The organism is Actinomadura kijaniata NBRC 14229 (genome assembly GCF_001552175.1).
GTDB classification, from domain to species: domain Bacteria; phylum Actinomycetota; class Actinomycetes; order Streptosporangiales; family Streptosporangiaceae; genus Spirillospora; species Spirillospora kijaniata.
Window position 1 is genome coordinate 48,678 of record NZ_BCQR01000005.1, and the last position, 23,483, is coordinate 72,160.

Sequence of the window (23,483 nt, forward strand, 5' to 3'; positions counted from 1 at the left end):
CTCCGAGGATCTGCACCGATTCCGCGCGCCTCATACCCACGTCGGAGGGAGGGGAACGGAAAACGGGCCCGTCCGGCACGACATCTCCCCACGTCCGAAGCCCGGCGCCCGGGAACGCGGTCATCGGACGAACACTCGTTTATACGTATCAACCTAGTTCAGGCTATTATCTGGCGACTTGGGGTAGGGGCGTTCCAGGGAGCGCGAACCGTGAAGGAGCCGCCGTCATGACCGATCAGGTGACCGTCGCCACCACGCGGGGCCGGGTCCTCGGGGAACGCCGGGGCGGCTCGGTCCGCTTCCTCGGGATCCCCTACGCCGAGGCGCCCGTCGGCGACCTGCGCTTCGCCGCGCCCGTCCCGGTCGAGCCGTGGGAGGGCGTCCGCGCGGCCCTCGCCTACGGCCCCACCGCCCAGCGCCGCGCCCTCGCCGAGGTCACCGTCATCCCCGAGCCGACGATCCCCGGCGCGGAGACCCTCAACCTCAACGTCTTCACCCCCGACCCGTCCCCGGACGCCGGGCTGCCGGTGCTGGTGTGGATCCACGGCGGCGGCTTCATGGCGGGCTGCTCGGCGAGCCCCTGGTACGACGGCCGGGCGTTCAACCGCGACGGCGTCGTGCTGGTCTCCGTCGGCTACCGGCTGGGCGTCGAGGGGTTCCTGCACGTGGAGGGCGCCCCCGACAACCGCGGCGTGCTCGACTGGATCGCCGCCCTGGAGTGGGTCCGGGACAACGTCGCGGGCTTCGGCGGCGACCCGGCCAAGGTCACCGTCGCCGGGCAGTCCGCCGGGGGCGGCGCGGTGCAGACGCTGATGGCCACCCCGTCCGCGCACGGCCTGTTCCGCGCCGCGATCTCGGTGTCCGGCGCCGTCATGGCCCCGCAGGCCCGCGCCGACGGCCTGGCCGTCGCCGCGCGCTTCACCGAGCGCACCGGCGTCCCCGCCACCGTCGCCGAGCTGCGCGACCGGAGCGACGACGAGCTGCTGGACCTCATGGACAAGCTCACCGGGCCCGGTCCCGGCGAGCCCCCGTCGGTCGCGCTGCGCCTGGCCCCGTTCGCCGACGGCGAGCTGGTCCCGGCGCCGGTGCCCGAGGCGTTCGCGGACGGCACCGCCGCCGACGTGCCGCTGATGCTGGGCTTCACCCGCGACGAGTTCACGTCGTTCCTGGAGCTGGCCGCCGCCGACCTCCCGGCCGAGGCGCTGCCCTCGGCGCTGCGGCACACGGGCGTCCCGGCCGGGGTGGTCGACGGCTACCTCGCGCTGCACCGGGGGGACTCCCCGGGGCGGATCGTCGGCGGGTCGGTCACCGACGTGCTGTTCCGCGTCCCGGCGCTGGCCATCGCCGAGGCCCGCGCCGGACGGTCGCTGCCGACCTGGTTCTACGAGTTCGGCTGGACCGCGCCGCCGGGCGTGCCGGTGGGCGGCGGGCGGGCCGGGCACTGCCTGGACCTGCCGTTCGCGTTCGACCTGCTGGACGCCGAGGGCGTCACCGCCGTGGCGGGCGAGGCCCCGCCCCAGGGCCTGGCCGACGCGATGCACGCCGCGTGGGTGGCGTTCGTCCGCGACCTGGACCCCGGCGACCGGTGGCCGCGCTACACGGCGGAGGACCGCCGGACCATGGTCTGGGACGCCGAGCCGCAGGTGCGGCCCGACCCGCTGCGCCCCGAACGCGAACTCTGGCTCGGCTGAGCCCCGGTCAGGGGGACACGGGCGGGGCGAGGCGGGGCGCCCGGTCCTCGATCGCCTGGGCCGCGTCCAGGAGCAGGTCCTCCATGAACCGCCCGCCGACCAGCTGGACGCCGACCGGCAGCCCGTCGGTCACCCCCACCGGCACCGCGACGCCCGGGAAGCCGAGGACCGGCAGGCAGGTCATCGGCCACTGCGCGGCGACCAGGCCCCGGCCGCGTGCCGGGTCCAGGATGTCGGCGTCCTGCTCGAAGGGCGGTTCGGCCGAGACCGGGGTCAGCAGGATCCGGTCCCGGCCCAGCGTCTCCTGGAGCCGCGTGATCAGCGTGGCGCGGCGGGCCCAGCCCTGGATGTAGGTCTCCAGGGACGGCCGCTCGCCCCACAGCTCCGCGGCGTACTCGTAGGCGTACCCCAGGTGGACGCGCAGGCCCTCGTCGCCCATCTCCCGCATGCCGGGCAGCATCGGGCGCATGTCCTCGAACAGCAGCAGCGACCACAGCCGGGACGCCTCGGCCAGCAGCGGCAGCTCGATCTCCTCGACCTCGTACCCGGCGTCGGCCAGCCACCGGGCCGCGGTGTCGAGCGCGTCGCCGACGGCGGGGTGCGGCTTGGCGAGGCCCACGTCGCGGACGAGGGACACGCGGACCGGACCCGTCGCCGCCGCCGGACCGGGCAGCGCGGGGACGCCGAACGGGTCGCGCAGGTCCGGGCCCGCCATGGCGCGCAGCGCCGTGCGCGCGTCGGCGACGTTCCCGGCGATCGGGCCCTGCACCGACCACGCCTGGAACGTCAGCGGCCCCTCGACGCCGCTGTCGGCGGGGGACATCCAGTTGGAGACCAGCCCGACGGTGGGCCGGACGCCGACCACGCCGCAGCATCCGGCGGGGTAGCGGATCGAGCCGCCGATGTCGTTGCCCTGCGCCACCGGGGTCATCCCGGCGGCGACGGAGCTGGCCGCGCCGCCGCTGGAGCCGCCCGGGGTGTGGGCGGCGCTCCACGGGTTGAGGGTCCGGCCGTGGGCGTCGTTGGTGGAGAACCAGCGCACCGAGAACGCCGGGGAGTTACTGCGGCCGACCAGGACCGCGCCCGCGCGGCGCAGCGCGGCCACACTGGCGTCGTCCTCCTTCGCCGTCGCCCCGGCCAGCGCCGCCAGGCCGTGGCTCATCAGCCGGTCCCGCTGCGGCGTGTTGATCTTGGTGGAGACCGGGACGCCGTGCAGCGGGCCGGGCTCGGCGCCGGCGGCGACCGCCGCGTCGGCGCGGCGCGCGTCGGCCAGGACCTCCTCGGGACGGACGTCGACCAGCGCGTTCAGGACGGGGTTGACCTCGGCGATCCTGCCCAGGCAGGATTCCGCGACCTCGACGGCGGAGAACTCCCGGGTACGGATGCCCTCGGCGAGCCGGGTCGCGGGGAGTTGCCACAGTTCCATGCCTGCTCCTAGGCGCTCATGGGGGAGGGGCGCGGGCCGTGCGGGCCGCGATGCCGGGAGAGTACGTCATGTAACGCTGATGTACAACGGTGTTGTATATCCGGTCGGCTCCCGTTAGCCTGCCGCCATGCCAGTGGAAATCGACGTCAACGAGCGCCTGGCGGCCATCGCCGAGGCCACCCTGGACATCGTCGCGGCGCGGGGCATGGACGGGGTGAGCATCCGGGCGGTCGCCAAGCGGATCGGCGGGTCCACCACCCTCGTCACCAACTACCTGCCCACCCGTGAGGACCTGCTGCGCAACGCCGTCGAGCACGCGATCCGGGCCTGGAACGAGGAGGTGGACCAGGCCGTCGGCGGGACCGGCGACCCCGAACGCCTGCTGGCCGTCGTGCGCTGGGCGTGCACGACCACCGGCAACGACCTGGTGCTGCGCCGCCTGTTCCTGGAGATCCTCGGCCGTTCCGGGCCGGGGTCGGCGGCGCTCGGAGTCCTGCGGGACGACGCCCGGCAGGGCCGGGCGGAGATGGCGTCGGCCGCCCGCGACGCCGGTGCCGCCGACGCCGACTTCACCGCCGACGTCCTGCTGCTGGTCCTGCGCGGCTTCTACGTCGCCAGCCTGGAGGACCCCGAGCGGTGGGACGGCGAACGGATGCTCCCCCTCGTCGAGCGGCTGGTCGGCATGCTGACCGCCGCGCCCGGAAAGAAATGAGGTGTCATGAATGGACCTTGACGAGTACGCGTCCCGCGACGGCGTGGCCCTGGCGGGCCTGCTGCGGGAGGGCGCGGTCACCCCGGACGAGGTCGCCGGGCTCGCCCGGCGGGCCGTGGAACGGGTCGACCCCCACCTGAACGCCCTGTCCCAGCCGCTGTTCGACGCCCCGCTGGCCCACGACGCGCGCGGGCCGTTCGCCGGGGTGCCGTTCCTGCTCAAGGACAGCCACCCGGTCGCGAAGGGCGTGCGGTTCTCGGTCGGCTCCCGCTACTTCGCCGACGCGGTCGCCGACCACGACGCCGAGATCACCGAGCGGTTCCGGGCGGCGGGCTTCGCCGCGCTCGGCGTGACGACCGTCCCGGAGATGGCGATCAGCTTCGCCACCGAGTCGGTGCGCTACGGCACCACCAACAACCCCTGGGACCCCGCGCGCGGCGTCGGCGGCTCCAGCGGCGGCGCGGCGGCGCTGGTGGCGGCGGGCGCGGTCCCGGTCGCGCACGGCAACGACGGCGCCGGGTCGATCCGGATCCCGGCCGCGTGCTGCGGGGTCGTCGGCCTCAAGCCGACGCGCGGGCGCACCCCCGTGGGCCCCGGCCCGTCGGAGGCGATGTTCGGGCTGGCGATCGACTTCGTGCTGGCCCGGACGCTGCGGGACGTCGCGCACACGCTGGACGCGGTGCAGGGCGCGGGCCGCCACGACAAGCACCGCGTCGCGGCCGGGCCCGTCCCCTACCGGGAGCTGCCGGCGCGGGACGCGCCCCGGCTGCGCGTCGCCGTCACCACGGCGCCGTGGAACGGCGCCCCCGTGGACCCGGAGGTCGCGGCCGTCGTCGACCGGGTCGCCGGGATCCTGGACGGGCTCGGCCACGACGTCGGGGCGCCGCCGCCCGCCGTCGACCCCGAGGCGGTCCTGGAGGCGTACGCCGTGCTCACCACCCTCGGCCTCGCGGGCGGCTTCGGCGAGGACGAGAAGGTCGGCCACGACCGCCTCGAACAGGTGACGCTCGCGATCCTGGAGGAGGCCCGCACCCTCAACGCCTACCGCGCCGCCCGCGGGTTCCAGGCGGCCGACCGGGTGGCCGCGGGGCTGCGCGACCACTTCACCGGCGTGGACCTGCTGGTGACGCCCACCCTCGCCCGGCCGCCCGCGCCGCACGGCACGCTCGACTACGACCGGCCCGGCCACACCGCCAGGTCGTGGCTGGCGTCGATCTTCGAGTACGGGCCGTTCACCGCGCCGTTCAACCTCGGCGGGCAGCCCGCGATCAGCCTCCCCCTCGGGCAGGGCTCGACCGGCCTGCCGGTCGGCGTCCAGCTCGTGGCCGCCGAGGGCCGCGAGGACCTGCTGCTCCAGGTCGCGGCGGACCTGGAGGAGCACCTCCCGTGGGCCGCCCGCCGCCCGGCGGTGCACGCCGCCTCCCTACCCTGACGCCCCGTCCGCCGAAGGACCTTCCCCGAGGGAGGTGAGCATCCGCATCGCCTGCTCCTTCACCCCGGCCCGCCGCGAGGCGGGGAACGGCAGCGCCGCCAGCGTGGAGTTGCCGAACGCCAGGCAGAGCAGCGAGTAGGCCGACCGCAGGCTTTCCGCCGGGTCGCATCCGGGGACCGCCTCGCGGATCGCCGTGGCGACCTCCCGCTCCAGGCGGCTGTAGCTGTCGAAGATCCGGCCGCGCAGCCGCACGTCGTGCATCGCCCCGGTGATGAGCGCCTCGATGACCAGATCGTCCTCGTTGTGCTCCATCTGGGGCCCGAACAGGTAGTCCACCAGCGCGCGCAGCCGCTCCCGCGGCTCCCGGCCCGCCATGGCCTCCCGCATCGTCGCGAAGTACGGCGTGATGACGTGGTCCCACAGGGCGTCGATGAGGTCGTCGCGGTTGCCGACGTAGTGCCGGACGTGCGAACGGCTCATCCCGGCCATGCCGGCGATCCGCTCCTGCGTGCTCCCGGCCAGCCCGTACCGGGCGACCGACCGGGCCGCCGCCCGGAGGATCTGTGCCCGCCGCTCCTCGACCAGGCTCGGTCTGCCCACCCGTTCCCTCACCCCAATTGTTCAGCGAAGTAGACAATCAATGCCGCCTCCAGCCTAGCGGCGCGACCCGGAGGAGCTTCGAGGATGCCGCCGCACCCGACACCGCCACAACCCGTCCCTGCGAGGCCATCGAGAAAACAGGGCCGCCGACCCCGCGCCACCCTCCCGGCGGGGCCGCGCACACCGGCCGCCACCGGCCGATGTTCACCTCTCGGCCATTTTGTTTTGCACTATTGACAATCAATCGGTGACCCACGACGCTAGCGGCACGACCCGGACCCCGGGGCCCGCCCACCTCCACCGCGCGGCCGCGACGAGGTGACCCGCCCCCACTCCCGCCGCCGACCGCGGACCGGCGGGACCGGCCGCGGCCGGGCCCGGCACCCGCACCGCCCGGCCCGCGCCCCGGCACCGTCCCCGCATCCCAGCACCGCGAAGGACCTTCCATGACCCGTCGTCCACGTACGGCCGCGCTCGCCGCGGCCCTGCTCGGATCCACCGTCCTGACCGCCTGTAGCGGCGGGGGCGGCCCGGCCGCCGGGCAGCCGAACGCCCCCACGATCACCACCGCCGTCCCGGCCCCGGCCAGGGACGTCGACACCGTCACCTGGAACCTCGCCAGCGGCGAGCCCACCACCCTGGACCCCGCCCAGTCCGCCCTGGAGTCCGTCAGCACGGTCGTCGCCAACCTGTGCGAGGGCCTGTTCACCTTCGGCCCCGACTACCAGCGCAAGCCCGCGCTGGCCACCTCCGTCGACCACCCCGACCCGCTCACCTACGTGATCCACCTGCGCAGGGGCGCGACGTTCTGGGACGGCAGGCCGGTCACCCCCGAGGACGTCGTCTACAGCGTCCGGCGGATCCTCGACCCCGCGCTGGGCTCGCCGTGGATCGGCTGGGCCGCCAACCTGCGCGGGATCGAGCCCACCGGCGACGACAGGGTCACGATCCGGCTGAAGAAGCCGGACGCGCTGGTCCCGAACTTCTTCGCCCTGCCCGCCTTCACCGTCGTGCAGAAGGCGTTCGCCGAGAAGGCGGGCAAGGGCTTCGGAACGGCGAAGGGCGGCGTCATGTGCACCGGCCCGTACCGGGTCGCGGGCTGGACCCAGGGCCGCGAGATCACCGTGACCCGCAACGGCACCTGGTGGAACACCGCCGCCAGGCCGAGGGTGAAGAGCCTGAGGTTCACCTTCATCGCCGATCCGGCCGCCCAGTCGGCGGCGCTGAACAGCGGCGACGTGGACGGCCAGTTCAACGTCCCGCGCGCCGCCCACGCCCAGCTCGCAGGCAGGGGCAACCTGCTGTTCGGCCGCAGCCTCGCCCCCACGTTCCTGGCGGTCGTCGACTCCGGGGGCGCCCTGTCGGACCCCGCCACCCGGCAGGCGATCCAGGCGGTCATCGACTACAAGGGCGTCATCCGCTCGGTCTACCGGGGCACCGCCCAGCCGCTGCGCGCGCTCGTCCCGCCGGCGGCGTGGGGCTACGCCCGGGACGTCTACCAGGGCGAGTACGACAGGCTGCCCGAGCCGACCCAGGACCTGGCCAGGGCCAAGGACCTCGTCGGCCGGTCGGCCAGGGCCAAGGAGAAGATCGTCCTGGCGTACACCACGGCGATCGAGGAGGAGACCCGCACCGCCACCGCGATCGCCGACGCCGCCGCCAAGATCGGCATGCGCGTCGAGCTGAAGCCGATGACCGGCGAGCGGTTCGCCGCCGTGTTCGGCTCGCCGAAGGGCCGTGAGGGCATCGACCTGCTCCTGTCGACCGGCTACCTGGACTCCCCCGAGCCGCTGTCGTACTACCAGTTCTTCACGACCGGCAACTTCTACAACTTCGCCGGATACCGCAACAAGGAGTACGACACCGTCATCGCCACCGCGATCGGCACCGAGGACCCCGCCGCCCGCGCCCGCCTCGTGGTGAGGGCGCAGTCGATCCTGGCCCGGGACCTGGTCACCATCCCGATCGCCACGCAGTACGTGAACGTCTACTACGGGCCGCGGCTGGCGGGCGTCGTGCCGCGCCAGAACTACCTGTACACCCCGTGGGCCGCCTCCCTCGGCGGCAAGTGATGAAGGCGCGCACCCTCTCCGTCTGGGCGGCGCGGCGCGCGCTGGGCGCGGCCCTCACCGTGCTGGTCGCCACGGTCGTCGTCTACGGCGCGCTGCGGCTCGTCCCCGGCGACCCCGTGGTGGCGCTGTCGGCGGGCCGCCGCCTCACCCCCGAGCAGATCGAGGCGCTGCGCCACCGCCACGGCCTCGACCGGGGGTTCCTCCAGGGCTACCTGTCGTGGATCGGCGGCGTGCTGCGGCTGGACCTCGGCACCTCGCTGAACTACCAGACCAGCGTCATGTCGCTGATCACCGGCCGGCTGGGCGTGTCCGGCCTGCTCATCCTGTACTCGGCGACGCTGGCGGCCGCGCTCGGCACGGCCGTGGCGCTGGTGTCGGCGGTCCGGGGCGGCGTGGCCGACCGGATCGCGTCCGTCCTGGCCGCCGCCGCGACCGCCACCCCCACGTTCGTGGCGTCGATCGCGCTGCTGGCGCTCTTCTCGATCGGCCTCGGCTGGTTCCCCGCCACCGGCGCGGGCACCGGCCCGGCCGACCGGCTGTGGCACCTGACGCTGCCCGCCGTCGCCATGGCGATCGCCGCGTTCGGCGTCCTGGCGCGGGTCGGGAACGCGGCGTTCGCCGAGCAGCTGGGGCGCGAGCACGTGGTGGCGGCCCGCAGCCGGGGCGTCGGCACGGCGGCGGTGATCCGCCGGCATGTGGTGCGCAACGCGCTGGCCCCGCTGCTGACGGTCGTCGGCGTGCTGGTGGCGAGCCTGTTCGTCGGCACCGCCGTCGTGGAGACCGCGTTCGGCCTGGACGGCGTCGGCTCGCTGCTGGTCACCTCGGTGTCGCGGCGGGACTTCCCGGTCGTGCAGGGCATCGCCCTGATCGGGATCGCCCTGTTCGTCGTCGTCAACACGCTGGTGGACCTGGTGCTGCCGCTGATCGACCCGCGCGTCACCGCCGGGGGGCCGCGCCGATGACGCTGACGATCCCCGCGCTGCGCGCCCGCGGCGCCGCCCGCCGCCGACCGCGCCGCCCCCTCGGCCTGGTGCTCGCGGCCGCGTTCCTGTCGCTGGTGGTGCTGACGGCGGTGCTGGCCCCCGTACTGGCCCCGCACTCGCCCGAGGCCACCGACCTGCTGAACTCCCTCGCCCCGCCCGGCACCGAGGGGCACTGGCTCGGCACCGACTCCACCGGCCGGGACGTGCTGTCGCGCCTGATGCACGGCGCCCGGCTCTCCCTGCTCGCGCCGCTGGGGGTGGTGCTGCTGTCGGGCGTGCTCGGAACGGCCGTCGGGCTGCTGGCCGCCCGCGCCGGAGGGTGGGTCGACGCGGTGCTCACCCGCGCCATGGACATCGTGTTCGCCTTCCCCAGCCTGCTGCTGGCGATGCTGGTGGTGGCGGTGTTCGGGCCCGGCCTCGCCGCGCCCGTCTGCGCCCTGGCCGTCGCCTACACGCCGTTCCTCGGCCGCGTCGTGCGCAGCATGGCGCTCCAGGAGGGCGCGCGGCCCTACATGGAGAGCTACCGCGTCATGGGCTTCGGCGAGTGGTGGGTGACGCTGCGCCACCTGCTGCCCAACGTCGCGCCGGTCATCCTCGCCCAGGGCACGCTGTCGTTCGGCTACGCGCTGGTCGACCTGGCGTCCCTGTCCTACCTGGGGCTCGGGGTGCGCCCGCCGGAGGCCGACTGGGGCTCAATGATCAGCCAGGCCCAGAGCGCCATCCTCCAGGGGCAGCCGTGGAGCGGACTGATCCCCGGGATCGCGGTCCTGCTGACCGTCGTCAGCGTCAACGTGCTCGGCGAGCACCTCAGCGGCTCCATCGCCCGACGACAGGGGGAGACGAGATGAACGTCCTCGACATCGCGGGACTGCGCCTGTCGGTCGGTGACGTTCCCCTGCTGGCCGACGTCACCGTCCGCGTCGGCCGCGCCGAGACCGTCGGGCTGGTCGGCGAGTCCGGCTCGGGCAAGTCGCTGACCTCGCGGGCCGCGCTCGGCATGTTCCCGCGCGGCGCGCGCGTCACCGGCCACGTCACGGCCGCGGGCGTGGACGTGCTGGCCGCCGGGCGCGGCGCGCTGCGCGACCTGCGCCGCACCCGGGCCGCGATGGTCTTCCAGGACCCCCGGGCGTCGATCAACCCGGTGCGCCGCGTCGGCGACTACCTCACCGAGGGCCTGCGCGCCTCGGGCGTGCCCGCGCGCGAGGCCGCCGCCCGCGCCCTGGACCTGCTCGACCAGGTCGGCATCCGCGACCCCGGGCGCGCGGTGCGGCGGCACCCGCACGAGTTCTCCGGCGGCATGCTGCAACGCGTCGTGATCGCGGGCGCGCTGGCGGCGGAACCGGACCTGCTGCTGGCCGACGAACCCACCACCGCCCTCGACGTCACCACCCAGGCCGAGGTCGTCGCCCTGCTGAAACGGCTCCAGCGGGACCGGGGCACCGGGATGCTGTTCGTCACCCACGACCTGGACCTCGCCGCCGCCGTCTGTGACCGCGTCTACGTCATGTACGCCGGGCGCGTCGTCGAGGAGGCCCCGAGCGCCGGCCTGTTCCGCGCGCCCGCCCACCCCTACACCCGGGCGCTGCTGGAGGCGAGCCCGTCGGCGCGCGGCGAGCGCGCCGAGATCAGGGCCATCCGGGGACGCCCCCGGTCGCTGGCGGAGGCCCCGTCCGGCTGCTCGTTCCGCGACCGCTGCCCGCTGGCCGACGACGCCTGCGCCCGGAAGGTCCCCGACATCCGCCCGCACGGGACGTCCCTCGTCGCGTGCCTGCGCCCGCAGGAGGTGACGCCGTGACCGAGCCCGAGCCCGTGCCCGAGCCCGTGCCCGGACCCGTACTGGAGGTCGCGTCGCTGGTGAAGAGGTTCGGGACCTTCACCGCCGTCGACGACGTGGGCTTCACGCTGATGCCCGGCGCGTCGCTGGGGATCGTCGGCGAGTCGGGGTCGGGCAAGACGACCACGGCCCGCGTCCTCGCCGGGCTGGAGGAGCCGACCTCCGGGACCGTGACCCTGGCGGGCGAGACCGTGACGGGCCGCTCCCGCCGGGACCGGCTCCGCCGCGCCCGCCTCCTCCAGATGATCTTCCAGGACCCCTACGGTTCCTTCGACCCGCGCCAGACCATCGCCGAGTCGGTCGCCGAACCCCTGCGGCTGCACGCGCCCGGCTCCCGGAAGCAGCACCGGGCCCGCGCCGCGGAGCTGCTGGACCAGGTGGGCCTGAGCCGCCGCGCGGGGCAGTCGCCGCCCCGCGACCTGTCGGGCGGCCAGCGGCAGCGCGCCGCCATCGCCCGCGCGCTCGCGGTCCGCCCGCGCGTGCTGGTGCTGGACGAGGCCGTCGCCGCGCTCGACGTGTCGATCCAGGCCCAGATCCTCACCCTGCTGGAGGAGCTGCGCGCCGGGACCGGCATCGCCTACGTCTTCGTCAGCCACGACCTCGGCGTGGTCCGCCACATCACCGACGAGGTCCTGGTGATGCGGCACGGCCGCGTCGTCGAGCGCGGCGCGACCGAACACGTCCTGCGCACACCCCGGCATCCCTACACCCGCCTGCTCCTGGACTCGATCCCCTCCCCGGACTGGGACCTGGACCGGGTGGCCCGGGACCGGGTGGCCCGGGACCGCCGCGCCCTCGACCTCGCCGACAGACAAGCCACCCCCGCCCCCAAGGGAGAAACCACGTGCTGACCATCACGCGCACCGGACCCGCCCCCGTGCCCGACGACGCCGTCCAGGTCATGGTCCCCATGCGGGACGGGGTCCGGCTGGCGACCGACCTGTACCTCGCCGACCCGCCGGAGCCGGGCCCCGTCGTGCTGGTCCGCCTCCCGTACGACAAGGACGGCGCCTACTGCTTCATGCCGCGGATCGCCCGCTACTTCCGGGCGCGCGGCTACCACGTCGCGGTGCAGGACGTGCGGGGCAAGTTCCGCTCCGAGGGGGAGACCGAGTTCGCCGTCCACGAGGTCGACGACGGCCACGACACCGTCCAGTGGATCACCGAGCGGCCCTGGTGCGACGGCGCCGTCGTGATGTGGGGCGACTCCTACTTCGGCTACACGACCATCGCCGCGGCGATCAGCGGGCACCCCGCGCTGCGGGCGATCGCGCCGCGCCTCACCGGTTCGCAGCTGTCGACGGTCCTGGAGCACGGCGACGGCACGCGGGACGTCGAGCAGACGGCCCGCAAGGTCTACTTCGCCTCCCACTACGTGGACGCCGACCACTACGAGTGGCCGCTGGACTGGGGGCGCCGCCCGCTGCGGGAGACGTTCGAGGAGTTCTTCGCGCGGCTGGGCGGGCGCTCGGAGAACTTCGACCGCGAGTTCGACGGGCGGACGCCGTTCCTCCCGCCGCCGCTGAAGGCCCTGCCGGAGAGCCCGCCGATCCCGGTCCTCTACACGATCGGATGGTTCGACAACTGCGCGGTCTGGTCCTGGCAGGACGTGCGCGCCCTGGCGGACGACCCGGGCTGGGCCCCGCACCTGCGGCTGCGGCTGGAGGCCATCGACCACGAGAACCACCGGCTGGCCGACGCGCCCATCGCCCCGCACGACGACCACACCACCGACCCGGCGGCGCTGGAACGCATGCTGCCCCGCTACCTCGACCCCGCGATCGAGTTCTTCGACGCGGTCCTGGACCGTTCCGGCGACCTGGCGGCGCTGCCCCGCGTCCGCTACGAGGTCTGCCACGGCGGATGGCGCGAGAGCGACGCGTGGCCGCCCCGCGAGTCGTCCGACCTGGAGTACCACCTGTCGGGCGGCCCCGTCCCGGCGCTGACCGCCGAGCCCCCGGAGCGGGGGGTGCTGGAGTGGGTGCACGACCCCGCCGACCTGGTCCCCTCGCCGGGCGCCAACCCGTTCGCGGCCCTGTTCGACCGGTCGGACCTGCGCGCCGTCGGGGACCGCCCGGACGTGCTGCGGTTCACCGGGCCCGCCGTCGCCGGGGACACCGACCTGGTCGGGGCCGTGACGCTGCGGCTGCGCCTGCGGGCCGACGCCGGGGCGCACGTCCACGCGCGCCTGCTGGACGTGGCCCCCGACGGCGGCGCGTTCCTCGTCGCGCGGGGGCAGGTCCGGCTGGACGTGCCGATGGCGGGGGAGGACGTCATCGTGGACCTGCAGAGCGTCGCCTACCGGCTGCGCGCCGGGCACCGCCTCGCGCTCGACGTGATGAGCAGCGACTTCCCCGACTACGTCCCCGAGGCCCCCGCCGGGGCCGACCCGTGGACGAGCACGCCCGGCGCGCCGGCCGTCCGGGCGGTCGAGCTGGGCCCCTCCCGCCTGCGCGTCGGCCGGTGGCGGCCCGACCGGCTCCGCCGGGCCCGCTAGACCACCGGCCCGCTAGACCACCGGCTCGGGCTCCTCGTCCGGGATGGTGTCGAGGAGCTCGGCCGTGATCGCCCTGGCGGCCGGGTCCAGCTCGGCGTACACCGAGCGGAACACCCGCTGGGCACGTTCGGCGGGCCAGTCGGCGGGCAGGTGCTCGCGGGGGAGTCGCGGATCCCGCCGGACGACCTGGAGCCACTCGGCCTGCAACAGCAGTTGCCGCGCGAGGCTGTCGGCGGGCCCGTCGGGCGGCGCCGAGCCGTCCCAGCGGTCGAGGAACCGTTCGTACCGCGCGGCCACCGCCGCCAGGTCCCAGGCGTCGCGCACCAGCTCGTCCACGTCGGTGGGCGGCAGTGCGCGCGCCTGGAACACCTTCACGTGCGCGGCGGCCTCCAGCCCGTCGAGCAGCGGCTCGACCTCGACGGGGGACGGGGCGATCCACAGCCCGCCCTGCAACGCCCCGAACCCCGCCCACAGCAGCCGCGACCGCAGCACGTGCCGCTGCCGCTGCCAGGAGTCGGGCAGGGAGAAGCCGAGCAGCGTCCAGGTGCCGTCCCAGTGGGTGTTGACCGCGCCCATCCGCCAGACCCGGAACTCCCCGTCGTGCAGGACCTCCCGGGACCGGGGGGTGAGGCCGAGGTAGACGCTGCGCCCCCGGCGCACCCGGTGCAGCAGGCCGCCCCGCGCCATGCGGCTCAGCGTGGAGCGCGTGGCGTCCTCGGAGACGCCCACCCGGCCCAGCACGTCGAGCACGCTCGCGGTGGCCACGTGGACGCGGCGGCCGAGGATGTAGCCGCCGAAGAAGGTGAGCAGCAGCGCCTGGGGGCGCAGCGCTCCGAGGTCGGTGTCGGGGGAGGGCGGGTCCTGGATCACGCCCCCAGCGTAGCCAACCGAACATTGGGCAGCATCTTGACGGTAGTCACAGAACTGCCTACTTTCGTGACCAGCGATCCGCTCCCATCGCGCGAGAACACGGGCGTGGTCGCGTTCGGACATTGAGCATTCCCCTCACCCGAGTCATCTCGAACGACGGAAGGATCCCCGTGGATCTGCAGGACAAGGTGGTCGTCGTCACCGGAGCCGGCAACGGTCTCGGCCGCGCCTACGCCCTGGCGCTGGCCGGGGCGGGCGCGGCGGTCGTGGTGAACGACGCCGACGACGCGGCGGCCAAGCGGGTCGCCGAGGAGATCGCCGCGGCCGGTGGCCGGGCCGTCGCCGAACCCGGCGCGGTCGGCCCGACCGAGGTCGCCGAGGCGCTGACGGCCCGCGCGGTCGAGGAGTTCGGCCGGCTGGACGTCCTGGTCACCAACGCCGGGATCCTCCGCGACCGGGTGCTGTGGAAGATGTCGGACGACGACTTCGACGCCGTGGTGAACGTGCACCTGCGCGGCACCTTCACCTGCGTGCGCGCCGCCGTGGCGCGGATGCGCGAGCAGGGCGACGGCGGCCGGATCATCGTGGTCGGCTCGCCCGCCGGGCAGCGCGGCAACTTCGGGCAGACCAACTACTCGGCGGCCAAGGCCGCGATCGTCGGCATGGTCCGGACCTGGGCGATGGAGTGCGCCCGCGCGAACATCACCGTCAACGCGGTCGTCCCCGTCGCGGCGACCGGGATGACCAAGACGATCCCCGCGTTCGCGCCCCACATCCAGGCGTGGGAGGAGCGCGGCGAGCCGTTCCCGGCCTGGCTGCGCGCCGCCGAGGGGTTCGGCACGCCCGAGGACGTGGCGGCCCTGCCGGTGTTCCTCGCCTCCGACGCCGCCGCCGGGATCACCGGCCAGGCCATCGGCATCGGCGGCGACAAGCTGTCGCTGTGGTCGCACCCGCAGGAGGTGGCGGTCGCCTACCGCGACGGCGGCTGGGACGCCGACGCGATCGCCGCGACCTGGGCGACGGGCGTCGGCCGGGAGCCGCAGACCTACGGCATCCCCGCCCCGCAGGCCCCCGACGCGAGCGGGACCCCGCGATGACCCCGGCCGCGACCCCCGCCATCGACGTCGACGAGCTGGTCGCGATCGACGTCCACACCCACGCCGAGATCTCCGCCGACGGCCACGCCTCGCTGCCGCCGCGCCTGATGGAGGCGTCCGCCAAGTACTTCGGCGCCCACGACCACCGGCAGCCCACCATCGACGAGATGGCGGCCCACTACCGCGAGCGGAAGATGGCCGCCGTGGTGTTCACCGTGGACGCCGAGCACGCCACCGGCCACCCCCCGATCGCCAACGAGGAGGTCGCCGAGGCGTGCGCCCGCCACGCCGACGTCCTCATCCCGTTCGCCAGCCTCGACCCCTGGCGCGGCCGGGCCGCCGTGAGCGCCGCGCGCCGCCTGGTGGAGGAGCACGGCGTGCGGGGCTTCAAGTTCCATCCCAGCCTCCAGGGCTTCTCGCCCGACGACCGCATGGCCTACCCGCTGTACGAGGCCATCGAGGAGCTCGGCGTCCCCGCCCTGTTCCACACCGGCCAGACCGGCATCGGCGCGGGCGTGCCCGGTGGCGGCGGCATCCGGCTCGGCTACTCCAACCCGATGCTGGTCGACGGCGTCGCCGCCGACTTCCCCGAGCTGCGGATCATCCTGGCGCACCCGTCGTTCCCCTGGCAGGACGAGGCCCTCGCCGTCGCCCACCACAAGCCGAACGTCCACATCGACCTGTCGGGCTGGTCGCCGAAGTACTTCCCGCCCCAGCTGGTGCGCTACGCCAACTCCCTCATCCAGGACAAGGTGCTGTTCGGCTCCGACTACCCGGTCATCACCCCCGACCGCTGGCTGGCCGACTTCGCGAAGCTGGAGATCAAGCCCGAGGTCCGCCCGAAGATCCTCAAGTGGAACGCCGCGCGCCTGCTCGGCCTCGCCAAGGAGGGGTGACGCCATGCGCAACGAGGGAATCGGCTCCTGGACCGCCCGGCGCGCCCGCAAGACCCCCGGCAAGACCGCCGTCGTCCACGGCGGCACCCGCCTCACCTACGCCGGGCTGCACGAGCGGGCCACCCAGGTCGCGCACGCGCTGCGCGACCTGGGCGTCCGGCGCGGCGACCGGGTCGCCTACCTCGGCCCCAACCATCCGGCGTTCCTGGAGACGCTGTTCGCCGCGGGCATGCTCGGCGCGGTGTTCGTCCCGCTGAACACGCGCCTGGCGGCCCCGGAGCTGACCCACTGCCTGGCCGACTCGGGCACCGGCGTGCTGGTCTACGCGCCCGAGCAGGCCGACACGGCCGCCCGGACGACCGCCCCGGTGCGCCACCGCGTCGCCCTGGCGGGCCCCGGCCCGGACGCCCTCGGCTACGAGGACCTGCTGGCGGGCGCCGCCGCCGACCCGATCGACGAGGCGGTGTCCCTCGACGACCCCTGCATGATCATGTACACGTCGGGGACCACCGGCCGGGCCAAGGGCGCGATGCTCACCCACGGCAACATCACCTGGAACGCCGTCAACGTCCTGGTCGACATCGACCTGGCCGCCGACGAGGTGGCGCTGGTCGTCGCGCCGCTGTTCCACACCGCCGGGCTGAACATGCTCTGCCTGCCGACGCTGCTGAAGGGCGGCGCGGTGGTGCTGATGCCCGCCTTCGACCCCGCCGGGGTCCTGGCGGCGATCGAGGCGCACCGGGTGACGTACATGTTCGGCGTCCCGGTGATGTACGACGCGATGGCCGCGTGCCCGGCGTGGCCGACGGCGGACCTGTCCAGCCTGCGCCAGCTCAACTGCGGCGGCGCGCCGGTCCCGCCCGCCACCATCCGCGTCTACCAGCAGCGGGGCCTGGCCTTCAGCCAGGGCTACGGCATGACCGAGGCGTCCCCCGGCGTGCTGTACCTGACCAGGGAGGACAGCGTCCGCAAGGCGGGAACGGCCGGGGTGCCGCACTTCTTCACCGACGTGCGCGTCGTCGACGCCGCCGACCGCGACGCCGACCCGGGCGACAAGGGCGAGGTCCTGGTCGCGGGCCCGAACGTGATGCGCGGCTACTGGGGCCGCCCCGAGGACACCGCCCGCGCCGTGACCGGCGGCTGGTTCCGCTCCGGCGACGTCGCGACCGTCGACGCCGACGGCTACGTGACCATCGTCGACCGCGTCAAGGACATGATCATCTCGGGTGGGGAGAACATCTACCCCGCCGAGGTGGAGACCGTCCTGCTGGACCACCCGGACGTGGCCGAGTGCGCCGTCATCGGCGTGCCCGACCAGCGCTGGGGCGAGGTCGGCCGCGCCCTGGTCGTCCCGGCCCCCGGCGCCCACCCGGACGAGGAGGGGCTGCTCGGCTTCCTGCGGGACCGCCTCGCCAAGTACAAGGTGCCCCGGTCGGTCGTCCTGGTGTCCGAACTGCCCCGCAACCCCACCGGCAAGATCCTCAAGAAGACCCTGCGCGCCCGCTACGGCGACCCCGAGAAGGAGATCCCATGACCACCAAGGCCAACGGCCTGCCCGAGCTCCTCGCGCTGAAGGGCGCCGACCTCGGCCGCACCGACTGGAAGGAGGTCACCCAGGACCGGGTGGACACCTTCGCCGACGCCACCGACGACCACCAGTGGATCCACACCGACCCCGAGCGGGCGGCGGGCGGCCCGTTCGGCGGCACCATCGCGCACGGCTACCTGACCCTGTCGCTGCTGATCCCGCTGTTCGGCGAGCTGCTGGAGATCGGCGGGGTGGCGATGAGCGTCAACTACGGCCTGAACAAGGTGCGCTTCCCCGCGCCGGTCCCGGTCGGCGCGAAGATCCGCCTGCACGGGGTGGTCGCCGACGTCGCCGAGGTGAAGGGCGACGGAGTGGAGATGACGCTCGACTTCACCGTGGAGACCGACCGGGGGGACAAGCCCGCCTGCGTCGCCCAGGCGGTCTACCGGCACTACGCGGGCTGACCCCGCCGTGCGTCTCCCCGCGCCCGGCCTCACCCGGGAGGCGCGGGTCCGCGTCGAGGTCGGCCCGGTCCACACCCTCGGGCCGACCCCGGCGGGGCTGCGCCGCATCGTCCCGATCACCGGCGGCGCCGTCGAGGGCGGCCGCCTGACCGCCGAGATCCTGCCCGGCGGCGCGGACTGGCAGCTCGTCCAGGACGACGGCACCACCGTGATCGACACCCGCTACACCGCCCGCACCCCCGACGGCGCGCTGATCTACCTGGCCACCCGGGGGATCCGGCACGGCCCGCCCGCGACGCTGGACCGCGTCGCGGCGGGCGAGCCCGTCGATCCCGGCGAGTACTACTTCCGCGTCCACGTCCACCTGGAGGCGTCCGCCCCCGCCTACGCGTGGCTGAACCGGAGCCTGTTCGTGGCCTACGCCGCCCGCCTGGCCGACGCGGTCGTCTACGACCTCTACTCCCTCGACTGAGGTCCTAGGAACCGGAGGCGGCGTTCCCGGAGGCGTTCCGGACGAACGCCTCCACCGACGCGATGTGCGAGGCCGTCACGGCCGCCGCGCGCCCCGGGTCGCGGTCGCGCAGCGCCTCGTAGATCGCCTGGTGCTCGGCCAGGCTCCGCGCGAACACGCCCTCCTCCCCGCGCCCCCGGTGCACCCGGGCGCGCAGGGTGCGGCTGCCGAGCGCGGCGCAGAACGCCGCCAGCACCGCGTTGCCCGACGCGCGCGCCATGACCTCGTGGAAGCGCAGGTCCGCCCGGATGACCTCGTCGAGGTCGCCGTCGCCGCGCTGCGGGTCGCGCCGCATCGCCGCCAGGCACCCGGCCAGCTCCTCCAGCTCGGCCGGGCCGATGTGCGCCGCGGCCTGCGCGGCGGCGGCCGACTCCAGCACGCGCCGCACCGCCAGCAGCTCCAGCACGGTCGCGCCGGGGGCCAGCTCCACCAGCATCGACACCGCGTCCAGCAGCAGGTGCGGGGCCAGGCTGGTCACGTAGGTGCCCGCGCCCTGCCGGGCCTCCAGCACCCCGACCAGGGTGAGCGCCCGGATCGCCTCGCGCAGCGAGCTGCGCGACACGCCCAGCCGCTCGGCCAGCTCCCGTTCGGTGGGCAGGCGCTCGCCGGGGACGAACTCGCCCCCGACGATCATCGCCTTGATGCGTTCGATGGTCTCCTCGGTCACCGAGGTCCGGACAGGTGTCGCCACGCGCCCGAGCTTAGGGGTTCAGCCGCCACACCACCGGCAGTCCCCGGGCGGCCCCGGCGGCGGAGTAGTCGTGCGCCACCTCCTGCATCCCGGCCATGCGGGCCTGCCAGGCGACGTTGACCGGCAGGTCGGCCAGGGCGGCGAGCAGGGCGGCGTAGTCGTCGCAGTCCAGGACGTGGAACAGGTCCGGGCCGCTGCGCCAGATCGTCCAGTCGCGGGCCCCGGCGGCGCGGATCGCCGCGACCAGCTCCGCCGGGACCTCCCGGTGGGCGGCCTCGTACTCCTCCTCGCGACCGGGCTTGAGACGGGTGTGCAGCGCGATGCGCATGGCGTTGGCTCCTTCGCGTCGGGGTGGGCGTGGGGGATCAGGGGGCGACGTCGAGGTTGGCGCGCAGCCAGCCCTCCACCTCGCCGATGTGCACGCCCGCGGCGGCCCGCGCCGCCTCGGGGTCGCGGGCGGCCAGCGCGCCGAAGATGCGGCGGTGCTCCTCGTGCATCCGCGGGATCGCCCCGGCGTCGCGCCGCCCGCGCCAGACGCGGGCCCGGAAGGTGGGCGTGGACAGGCCCTCCACCACCGCCGACAGCGCCGGGTTCCCGGCCGCCGCCACCACGGCGCGGTGGAACGCCAGGTCGGCGGTGACGAACTCCTCCACCTCCGCGGCCCGCTCCATGGCGGCCAGGTGCGCCTCGATCGCGGCCAGGTCGGCGTCGGTGCGCCGGGCGGCGGCCATCGCCGCGGCGGCGGGCTCCAGGATGCGGCGGATCTGGAGCAGGTCCACCAGCGACGAGCCGCGCGACATCTCGGTGAGGAACCCGAACGTCTCCAGCAGGTCGCCGGGCTCCAGGCTCGTCACGTAGACGCCCGCGCCGTGCCGGGACTCCAGCACGCCGAGGGTGGTGAGCGCGCGGATCGCCTCGCGCATCGAGCTGCGCGACAGCCCCAGCCCGGCGGCCAGGTCGCGTTCGGTGGGCAGCCGCTGGCCGGGACGCAGCTCACCGCTGGCGATCTTCTGCTTGAGCTGGTCGATGGCGCGCTGGGTGACCGTGGTGCGGACGAGGGGTTCGGTCATCGGACCTCCTGCGGGGCCGGGGCGGGGGAGCGGGTGGCGGAGCGGACGGGGATGCGGGGGTATTGACACCGTTCGGCGGGCGCGAGTATCAAATGGTCCTACCAATCTTCATCCGAAGCTGCACCGATCCGCAACTCTTGACCTTTCGCCCGTTAATGGTCTGATGACTCGTGTGGCGGGCGACACACCCCACCCCGAAGGGGGATCCGCACCGTGAAGCTGCTCCGCGTCGGCCCGGCCGGGGGCGAGCGCCCCGTCCTGCTGAGCGACGACGGCGTCCACCACGACCTGTCCGGCCTGACCGACGACATCGACGGCCGGTTCCTGGCCACCGGCGGCCCGGCCCGCGCCGCCCGCGCCCTCGCCGCGGGCACGCTGCCCGAGCTCGCCGTCCCCGACGGGACGCGCGTCGGCGCCCCGGTCGCCCGCCCCGGCAAGATCGTCTGCGTCGGCCTCAACTACCGCGACCACGCCGCCGAGACCGGCGCCGCCGAACCGGGCGAGCCGGTCCTGTTCATGAAGGCCCCCAACACGGTGGTCGGACCGCACGACACCGTCCGCGTCCCGCGCGGCAGCACCCGCACCGACTACGAGGTGGAGCTGGCCGTCGTGCTCGGCGGCACCGCCCGCTACCTGGACTCCCCCGAGCAGGCCCGCGACCTGGTCGCGGGCTACGCCATCAGCAACGACGTGTCCGAACGCGAGTTCCAGCTCGACCGCGGCGGCACCTGGGACAAGGGCAAGTCGTGCGAGACGTTCAACCCGCTCGGCCCGTGGCTGGTCACCGCCGACGAGGTCGGCGACCCGCAGGACCTCGGCCTGCGGCTGTGGGTGGACGGCGAGCTCCGCCAGAACGGCACCACCAAGGACATGATCTTCTCGGTGGCGCACGTGATCTGGTACGTCAGCCGGTTCATGGTGCTGGAGCCCGGCGACGTCATCAATACCGGCACCCCCGCCGGGGTCGCGCTCGGCCGCCCGGACGCGCCCTACCTGCGCGCGGGCAGCGTCGTCGAGCTGGAGATCGACGGGCTGGGCCGCCAGCGCCAGGTCTGCGAGGACGCCGAGTGAAGATCACCGGTCTGCGCGTCACCGACGTCCGGTTCCCCACCTCGCGGAACCTGGACGGCTCCGACGCCATGAACCCCGACCCCGACTACTCGGCCGCCTACGTCACGCTGGAGACCGACGAGGGCGCCGAGGGCCACGGGTTCTGCTTCACCATCGGGCGCGGCAACGAGGTCTGCGTCGCCGCGATCGAGGCGCACGCGCCGCTGCTGGTCGGCGCCGACCTGGACCCCGGCGACCTCGGGACGTTCGCCCGGCGGCTGCTGCACGACTCCCAGCTGCGCTGGCTCGGCCCGGAGAAGGGCGCGGTCCACATGGCCGCCGCCGCGATCATCAACGCGGCGTTCGACCTGGCGGCCCGGGCCGCGGGCAAGCCGGTGTGGAAGCTGCTGGCCGACCTGACCCCCGACCAGATCGCCGACCTGGCCGACTGGCGCTACCTGTCGGACGCCCTCACCCGCGACGAGGCCGCCGACCTGCTGCGCGCCGCCGCCCCCGGCCGCGCCGGACGCGAGGCCCGCCTGCTCGCCGCCGGCTACCCCGCCTACACCACCACCCCCGGCTGGCTCGGCTACTCCGACGACAAGCTCGCCCGCCTCACCGCCGAGGCCGTCGCCGACGGCTTCACCCAGATCAAGCTGAAGGTCGGCGCGGACCTCGCCGCGGACGTGCGCCGGCTGGCGCTGGCCCGCGAGGTCGCCGGACCGGACGTGCGGATCGCCGTGGACGCCAACCAGCGCTGGGACGTCGCCGAGGCGATCGCGTGGGTCCGCGCCCTGGCCCCCTACGACCCGTACTGGATCGAGGAGCCCACCAGCCCCGACGACGTGCTCGGCCACGCCGCCATCCGGCGCGGCGTCGCGCCGGTGCGGGTCGCGACCGGCGAGCACGTCTGCAACCGGGTCATGGTCAAGCAGTTCCTCCAGGCCGGGGCGGTCGACGTGCTGCAACTGGACGCCTGCCGCGTCGCCGGGGTCACCGAGAACATCGCGATCCTGCTGCTGGCCGCCCGGTTCGGCGTCCCGGTCTGCCCGCACGCCGGCGGCGTCGGCCTGTGCGAGGTCGTGCAGCACCTGTCGATGTTCGACTACCTGGCCGTCAGCGGCACCGTCGAGGACCGCGTCATCGAGTACGTCGACCACCTGCACGAGCACTTCGCCGACCCGGTCCGCATCGAGAACGGCCACTACCGCGCGCCCCTCGCGCCCGGCATGTCGGCGCGGATGCTGCCCGGGTCGCTGGCCGACCACACCTACCCGTCCGGAAGCGTCTGGAGGAACGCATGAGCGACGAGTTCCGGGGACTGCGCGCGCTGGTCACCGGGGGAGCCTCCGGCATCGGCCTGGCCACCGCCGAGCTGATGGCCGCCCGCGGCGCCGCCGTCGCCTGCCTCGACCTGGACGGCGCGGCGGTCCCCGCGCCGCTGCTGGGCGTCACCGCCGACGTCACCGACGACCCGGCCGTCCGCGCCGCCGTCGCCGAGGCCGCCGAGCGGCTGGGCGGCCTGGACGTCCTGGTCAACAACGCCGGGATCGGCGCGCAGGGCACCGTCGAGGACAACCCCGACGACCAGTGGCACCGCGTGCTGGACGTCAACGTCCTCGGCATCGTCCGCGTCACCCGCGCCGCCCTGCCGCACCTGCGCCGCTCCGCCCACGCCGCGATCGTCAACACCTGCTCGATCGCCGCGACCGCCGGGCTGCCGCGGCGCGCCCTCTACGGCGCCTCCAAGGGCGCGGTGCTGTCGCTGACGCTGGCGATGGCCGCCGACCACCTGGCCGACGGCATCCGCGTCAACTGCGTCAACCCCGGCACCGTCGACACCCCGTGGGTCGGCCGCCTGCTGGACGCCGCGCCCGACCCGGACGCCGAACGCGCCGCGCTCGCCGCCCGCCAGCCCACCGGACGCCTGGTGCGCCCCGAGGAGGTCGCCGAGGCGATCGCGCACCTGGCGGGCCCGCGCGCCGGGGCCACCACCGGCACCTGGCTGGCCGTGGACGGCGGCATGGCCGGGCTGCGGACGCGGCCCCGCACCTGACCC

23 protein-coding genes are annotated in these 23,483 nt (G+C 74.8%); 17 read left to right on the forward strand and 6 right to left on the reverse strand.

From position 1 onward, the window contains the following. Positions 1 to 227 precede the first annotated feature (227 nt). Positions 228 to 1,691, forward strand: coding sequence for a carboxylesterase/lipase family protein (locus tag AKI01S_RS02010; protein WP_067811654.1), 1,464 nt, complete (start codon positions 228 to 230; stop codon positions 1,689 to 1,691). Positions 1,692 to 1,698: 7 nt separating this feature from the next. Here the strand turns inward: AKI01S_RS02010 and AKI01S_RS02015 are convergent, their stop codons facing one another. Then, positions 1,699 to 3,117: an amidase gene (locus tag AKI01S_RS02015; RefSeq protein ID WP_067811655.1), complete on the reverse strand. Its 1,419-nt coding sequence runs from the start codon at positions 3,115 to 3,117 to the stop codon at positions 1,699 to 1,701. A gap of 127 nt (positions 3,118 to 3,244) precedes the next feature. Here AKI01S_RS02015 and AKI01S_RS02020 point away from each other — a divergent pair, with 127 nt between their 5' ends. Continuing rightward, positions 3,245 to 3,829, forward strand: coding sequence for a TetR/AcrR family transcriptional regulator (locus AKI01S_RS02020; RefSeq protein ID WP_067811657.1), 585 nt, complete (start codon positions 3,245 to 3,247; stop codon positions 3,827 to 3,829). Between the two features lie 10 nt (positions 3,830 to 3,839). Next, on the forward strand, positions 3,840 to 5,261 hold the full coding sequence (locus tag AKI01S_RS02025; protein ID WP_067811659.1) for an amidase: 1,422 nt from the start codon (positions 3,840 to 3,842) through the stop codon (positions 5,259 to 5,261). On the opposite strand, the gene AKI01S_RS02030 is transcribed toward AKI01S_RS02025, so the two are convergent. Next, positions 5,253 to 5,861 (reverse strand): TetR/AcrR family transcriptional regulator, encoded by a 609-nt coding sequence (locus AKI01S_RS02030; protein WP_067811661.1) that lies wholly within the window; start codon positions 5,859 to 5,861, stop codon positions 5,253 to 5,255. The two genes, AKI01S_RS02025 and AKI01S_RS02030, sit on opposite strands and share 9 nt — an antisense overlap. A 446-nt stretch (positions 5,862 to 6,307) precedes the next feature. Here AKI01S_RS02030 and AKI01S_RS02035 point away from each other — a divergent pair, with 446 nt between their 5' ends. Genes AKI01S_RS02035 through AKI01S_RS02060 form a run of 6 tightly spaced genes read left to right on the forward strand, consistent with a single transcriptional unit; the run spans position 6,308 to position 13,247 of the window. Continuing rightward, complete coding sequence (locus AKI01S_RS02035; protein ID WP_067811663.1) at positions 6,308 to 7,933, forward strand: ABC transporter substrate-binding protein; 1,626 nt, start codon at positions 6,308 to 6,310, stop codon at positions 7,931 to 7,933. Continuing rightward, on the forward strand, positions 7,933 to 8,895 hold the full coding sequence (locus AKI01S_RS02040) for an ABC transporter permease (protein ID WP_067811664.1): 963 nt from the start codon (positions 7,933 to 7,935) through the stop codon (positions 8,893 to 8,895). Before AKI01S_RS02035 ends, AKI01S_RS02040 begins: the two co-directional genes overlap by 1 nt. Then, positions 8,892 to 9,764 (forward strand): ABC transporter permease, encoded by an 873-nt coding sequence (locus AKI01S_RS02045; protein WP_067811666.1) that lies wholly within the window; start codon positions 8,892 to 8,894, stop codon positions 9,762 to 9,764. The genes AKI01S_RS02040 and AKI01S_RS02045 overlap by 4 nt, the downstream gene beginning before the upstream one ends. After that, the gene (locus tag AKI01S_RS02050; RefSeq protein WP_067811668.1) at positions 9,761 to 10,711 is read left to right on the forward strand and encodes an ABC transporter ATP-binding protein; all 951 of its coding nucleotides are present in this window, start codon (positions 9,761 to 9,763) and stop codon (positions 10,709 to 10,711) included. The genes AKI01S_RS02045 and AKI01S_RS02050 overlap by 4 nt, the downstream gene beginning before the upstream one ends. Continuing rightward, positions 10,708 to 11,601, forward strand: coding sequence for an ABC transporter ATP-binding protein (locus tag AKI01S_RS02055; RefSeq protein ID WP_245681442.1), 894 nt, complete (start codon positions 10,708 to 10,710; stop codon positions 11,599 to 11,601). Before AKI01S_RS02050 ends, AKI01S_RS02055 begins: the two co-directional genes overlap by 4 nt. Further along, a complete protein-coding gene (locus AKI01S_RS02060) occupies positions 11,595 to 13,247 on the forward strand; it encodes a CocE/NonD family hydrolase (protein WP_083998755.1) in 1,653 nt (550 codons plus the stop codon). Before AKI01S_RS02055 ends, AKI01S_RS02060 begins: the two co-directional genes overlap by 7 nt. A 12-nt stretch (positions 13,248 to 13,259) precedes the next feature. On the opposite strand, the gene AKI01S_RS02065 is transcribed toward AKI01S_RS02060, so the two are convergent. After that, the gene (locus tag AKI01S_RS02065; RefSeq protein ID WP_245681443.1) at positions 13,260 to 14,117 is read right to left on the reverse strand and encodes a PaaX family transcriptional regulator; all 858 of its coding nucleotides are present in this window, start codon (positions 14,115 to 14,117) and stop codon (positions 13,260 to 13,262) included. Positions 14,118 to 14,287: 170 nt separating this feature from the next. Here AKI01S_RS02065 and AKI01S_RS02070 point away from each other — a divergent pair, with 170 nt between their 5' ends. The 5 genes from AKI01S_RS02070 to AKI01S_RS02090 are packed head-to-tail and all read left to right on the forward strand — an operon-like array spanning position 14,288 to position 18,574. Continuing rightward, positions 14,288 to 15,214 (forward strand): SDR family oxidoreductase, encoded by a 927-nt coding sequence (locus tag AKI01S_RS02070; protein ID WP_174567342.1) that lies wholly within the window; start codon positions 14,288 to 14,290, stop codon positions 15,212 to 15,214. Then, positions 15,211 to 16,110 carry an amidohydrolase family protein gene (locus tag AKI01S_RS02075; RefSeq protein ID WP_067811670.1) on the forward strand — a complete coding sequence of 300 codons (900 nt, stop codon included), beginning with the start codon at positions 15,211 to 15,213 and terminating at the stop codon, positions 16,108 to 16,110. The genes AKI01S_RS02070 and AKI01S_RS02075 overlap by 4 nt, the downstream gene beginning before the upstream one ends. A gap of 4 nt (positions 16,111 to 16,114) precedes the next feature. Beyond that, the gene (locus tag AKI01S_RS02080; protein ID WP_067811671.1) at positions 16,115 to 17,644 is read left to right on the forward strand and encodes an acyl-CoA synthetase; all 1,530 of its coding nucleotides are present in this window, start codon (positions 16,115 to 16,117) and stop codon (positions 17,642 to 17,644) included. After that, complete coding sequence (locus AKI01S_RS02085) at positions 17,641 to 18,102, forward strand: MaoC family dehydratase (protein WP_067811673.1); 462 nt, start codon at positions 17,641 to 17,643, stop codon at positions 18,100 to 18,102. Before AKI01S_RS02080 ends, AKI01S_RS02085 begins: the two co-directional genes overlap by 4 nt. Positions 18,103 to 18,109: 7 nt before the next feature. Further along, positions 18,110 to 18,574: a DUF3237 domain-containing protein gene (locus AKI01S_RS02090; RefSeq protein WP_067811675.1), complete on the forward strand. Its 465-nt coding sequence runs from the start codon at positions 18,110 to 18,112 to the stop codon at positions 18,572 to 18,574. Positions 18,575 to 18,578: 4 nt separating this feature from the next. On the opposite strand, the gene AKI01S_RS02095 is transcribed toward AKI01S_RS02090, so the two are convergent. From AKI01S_RS02095 to AKI01S_RS02105, 3 genes are read right to left on the reverse strand one after another with little or no spacing between them, the layout of a single operon-like run. Further along, complete coding sequence (locus tag AKI01S_RS02095; protein WP_067811677.1) at positions 18,579 to 19,304, reverse strand: FadR/GntR family transcriptional regulator; 726 nt, start codon at positions 19,302 to 19,304, stop codon at positions 18,579 to 18,581. A 10-nt stretch (positions 19,305 to 19,314) separates the two neighbouring features. Continuing rightward, positions 19,315 to 19,632 (reverse strand): L-rhamnose mutarotase, encoded by a 318-nt coding sequence (locus tag AKI01S_RS02100; protein ID WP_067811678.1) that lies wholly within the window; start codon positions 19,630 to 19,632, stop codon positions 19,315 to 19,317. 37 nt (positions 19,633 to 19,669) lie between these two features. Continuing rightward, positions 19,670 to 20,374 carry a FadR/GntR family transcriptional regulator gene (locus AKI01S_RS02105; RefSeq protein WP_067811680.1) on the reverse strand — a complete coding sequence of 235 codons (705 nt, stop codon included), beginning with the start codon at positions 20,372 to 20,374 and terminating at the stop codon, positions 19,670 to 19,672. 213 nt (positions 20,375 to 20,587) lie between these two features. On the opposite strand from AKI01S_RS02105, the gene AKI01S_RS02110 reads away from it, so the two are divergent. From AKI01S_RS02110 to AKI01S_RS02120, 3 genes are read left to right on the forward strand one after another with little or no spacing between them, the layout of a single operon-like run. Then, a complete protein-coding gene (locus AKI01S_RS02110) occupies positions 20,588 to 21,445 on the forward strand; it encodes a fumarylacetoacetate hydrolase family protein (protein WP_067811682.1) in 858 nt (285 codons plus the stop codon). After that, on the forward strand, positions 21,442 to 22,728 hold the full coding sequence (locus AKI01S_RS02115; protein WP_067811683.1) for an enolase C-terminal domain-like protein: 1,287 nt from the start codon (positions 21,442 to 21,444) through the stop codon (positions 22,726 to 22,728). The genes AKI01S_RS02110 and AKI01S_RS02115 overlap by 4 nt, the downstream gene beginning before the upstream one ends. Then, positions 22,725 to 23,480 (forward strand): SDR family NAD(P)-dependent oxidoreductase, encoded by a 756-nt coding sequence (locus tag AKI01S_RS02120; protein WP_067811685.1) that lies wholly within the window; start codon positions 22,725 to 22,727, stop codon positions 23,478 to 23,480. Before AKI01S_RS02115 ends, AKI01S_RS02120 begins: the two co-directional genes overlap by 4 nt. The last annotated feature ends 3 nt before the right edge of the window (positions 23,481 to 23,483 follow it).

Coding starts and splice junctions, on each gene's coding strand:
- AKI01S_RS02045 (WP_067811666.1), top strand. CDS start 8,892: ATGACGCTGACGATCCCCGCGCTGCGCGCCCGCGGCGCCGCCCGCCGC.
- AKI01S_RS02050 (WP_067811668.1), top strand. CDS start 9,761: ATGAACGTCCTCGACATCGCGGGACTGCGCCTGTCGGTCGGTGACGTT.
- AKI01S_RS02075 (WP_067811670.1), top strand. CDS start 15,211: ATGACCCCGGCCGCGACCCCCGCCATCGACGTCGACGAGCTGGTCGCG.
- AKI01S_RS02120 (WP_067811685.1), top strand. CDS start 22,725: ATGAGCGACGAGTTCCGGGGACTGCGCGCGCTGGTCACCGGGGGAGCC.
- AKI01S_RS02105 (WP_067811680.1), bottom strand. CDS start 20,374: ATGACCGAACCCCTCGTCCGCACCACGGTCACCCAGCGCGCCATCGAC.
- AKI01S_RS02080 (WP_067811671.1), top strand. CDS start 16,115: ATGCGCAACGAGGGAATCGGCTCCTGGACCGCCCGGCGCGCCCGCAAG.
- AKI01S_RS02025 (WP_067811659.1), top strand. CDS start 3,840: ATGGACCTTGACGAGTACGCGTCCCGCGACGGCGTGGCCCTGGCGGGC.
- AKI01S_RS02015 (WP_067811655.1), bottom strand. CDS start 3,117: ATGGAACTGTGGCAACTCCCCGCGACCCGGCTCGCCGAGGGCATCCGT.
- AKI01S_RS02010 (WP_067811654.1), top strand. CDS start 228: ATGACCGATCAGGTGACCGTCGCCACCACGCGGGGCCGGGTCCTCGGG.
- AKI01S_RS02035 (WP_067811663.1), top strand. CDS start 6,308: ATGACCCGTCGTCCACGTACGGCCGCGCTCGCCGCGGCCCTGCTCGGA.
- AKI01S_RS02040 (WP_067811664.1), top strand. CDS start 7,933: ATGAAGGCGCGCACCCTCTCCGTCTGGGCGGCGCGGCGCGCGCTGGGC.
- AKI01S_RS02085 (WP_067811673.1), top strand. CDS start 17,641: ATGACCACCAAGGCCAACGGCCTGCCCGAGCTCCTCGCGCTGAAGGGC.
- AKI01S_RS02020 (WP_067811657.1), top strand. CDS start 3,245: ATGCCAGTGGAAATCGACGTCAACGAGCGCCTGGCGGCCATCGCCGAG.
- AKI01S_RS02100 (WP_067811678.1), bottom strand. CDS start 19,632: ATGCGCATCGCGCTGCACACCCGTCTCAAGCCCGGTCGCGAGGAGGAG.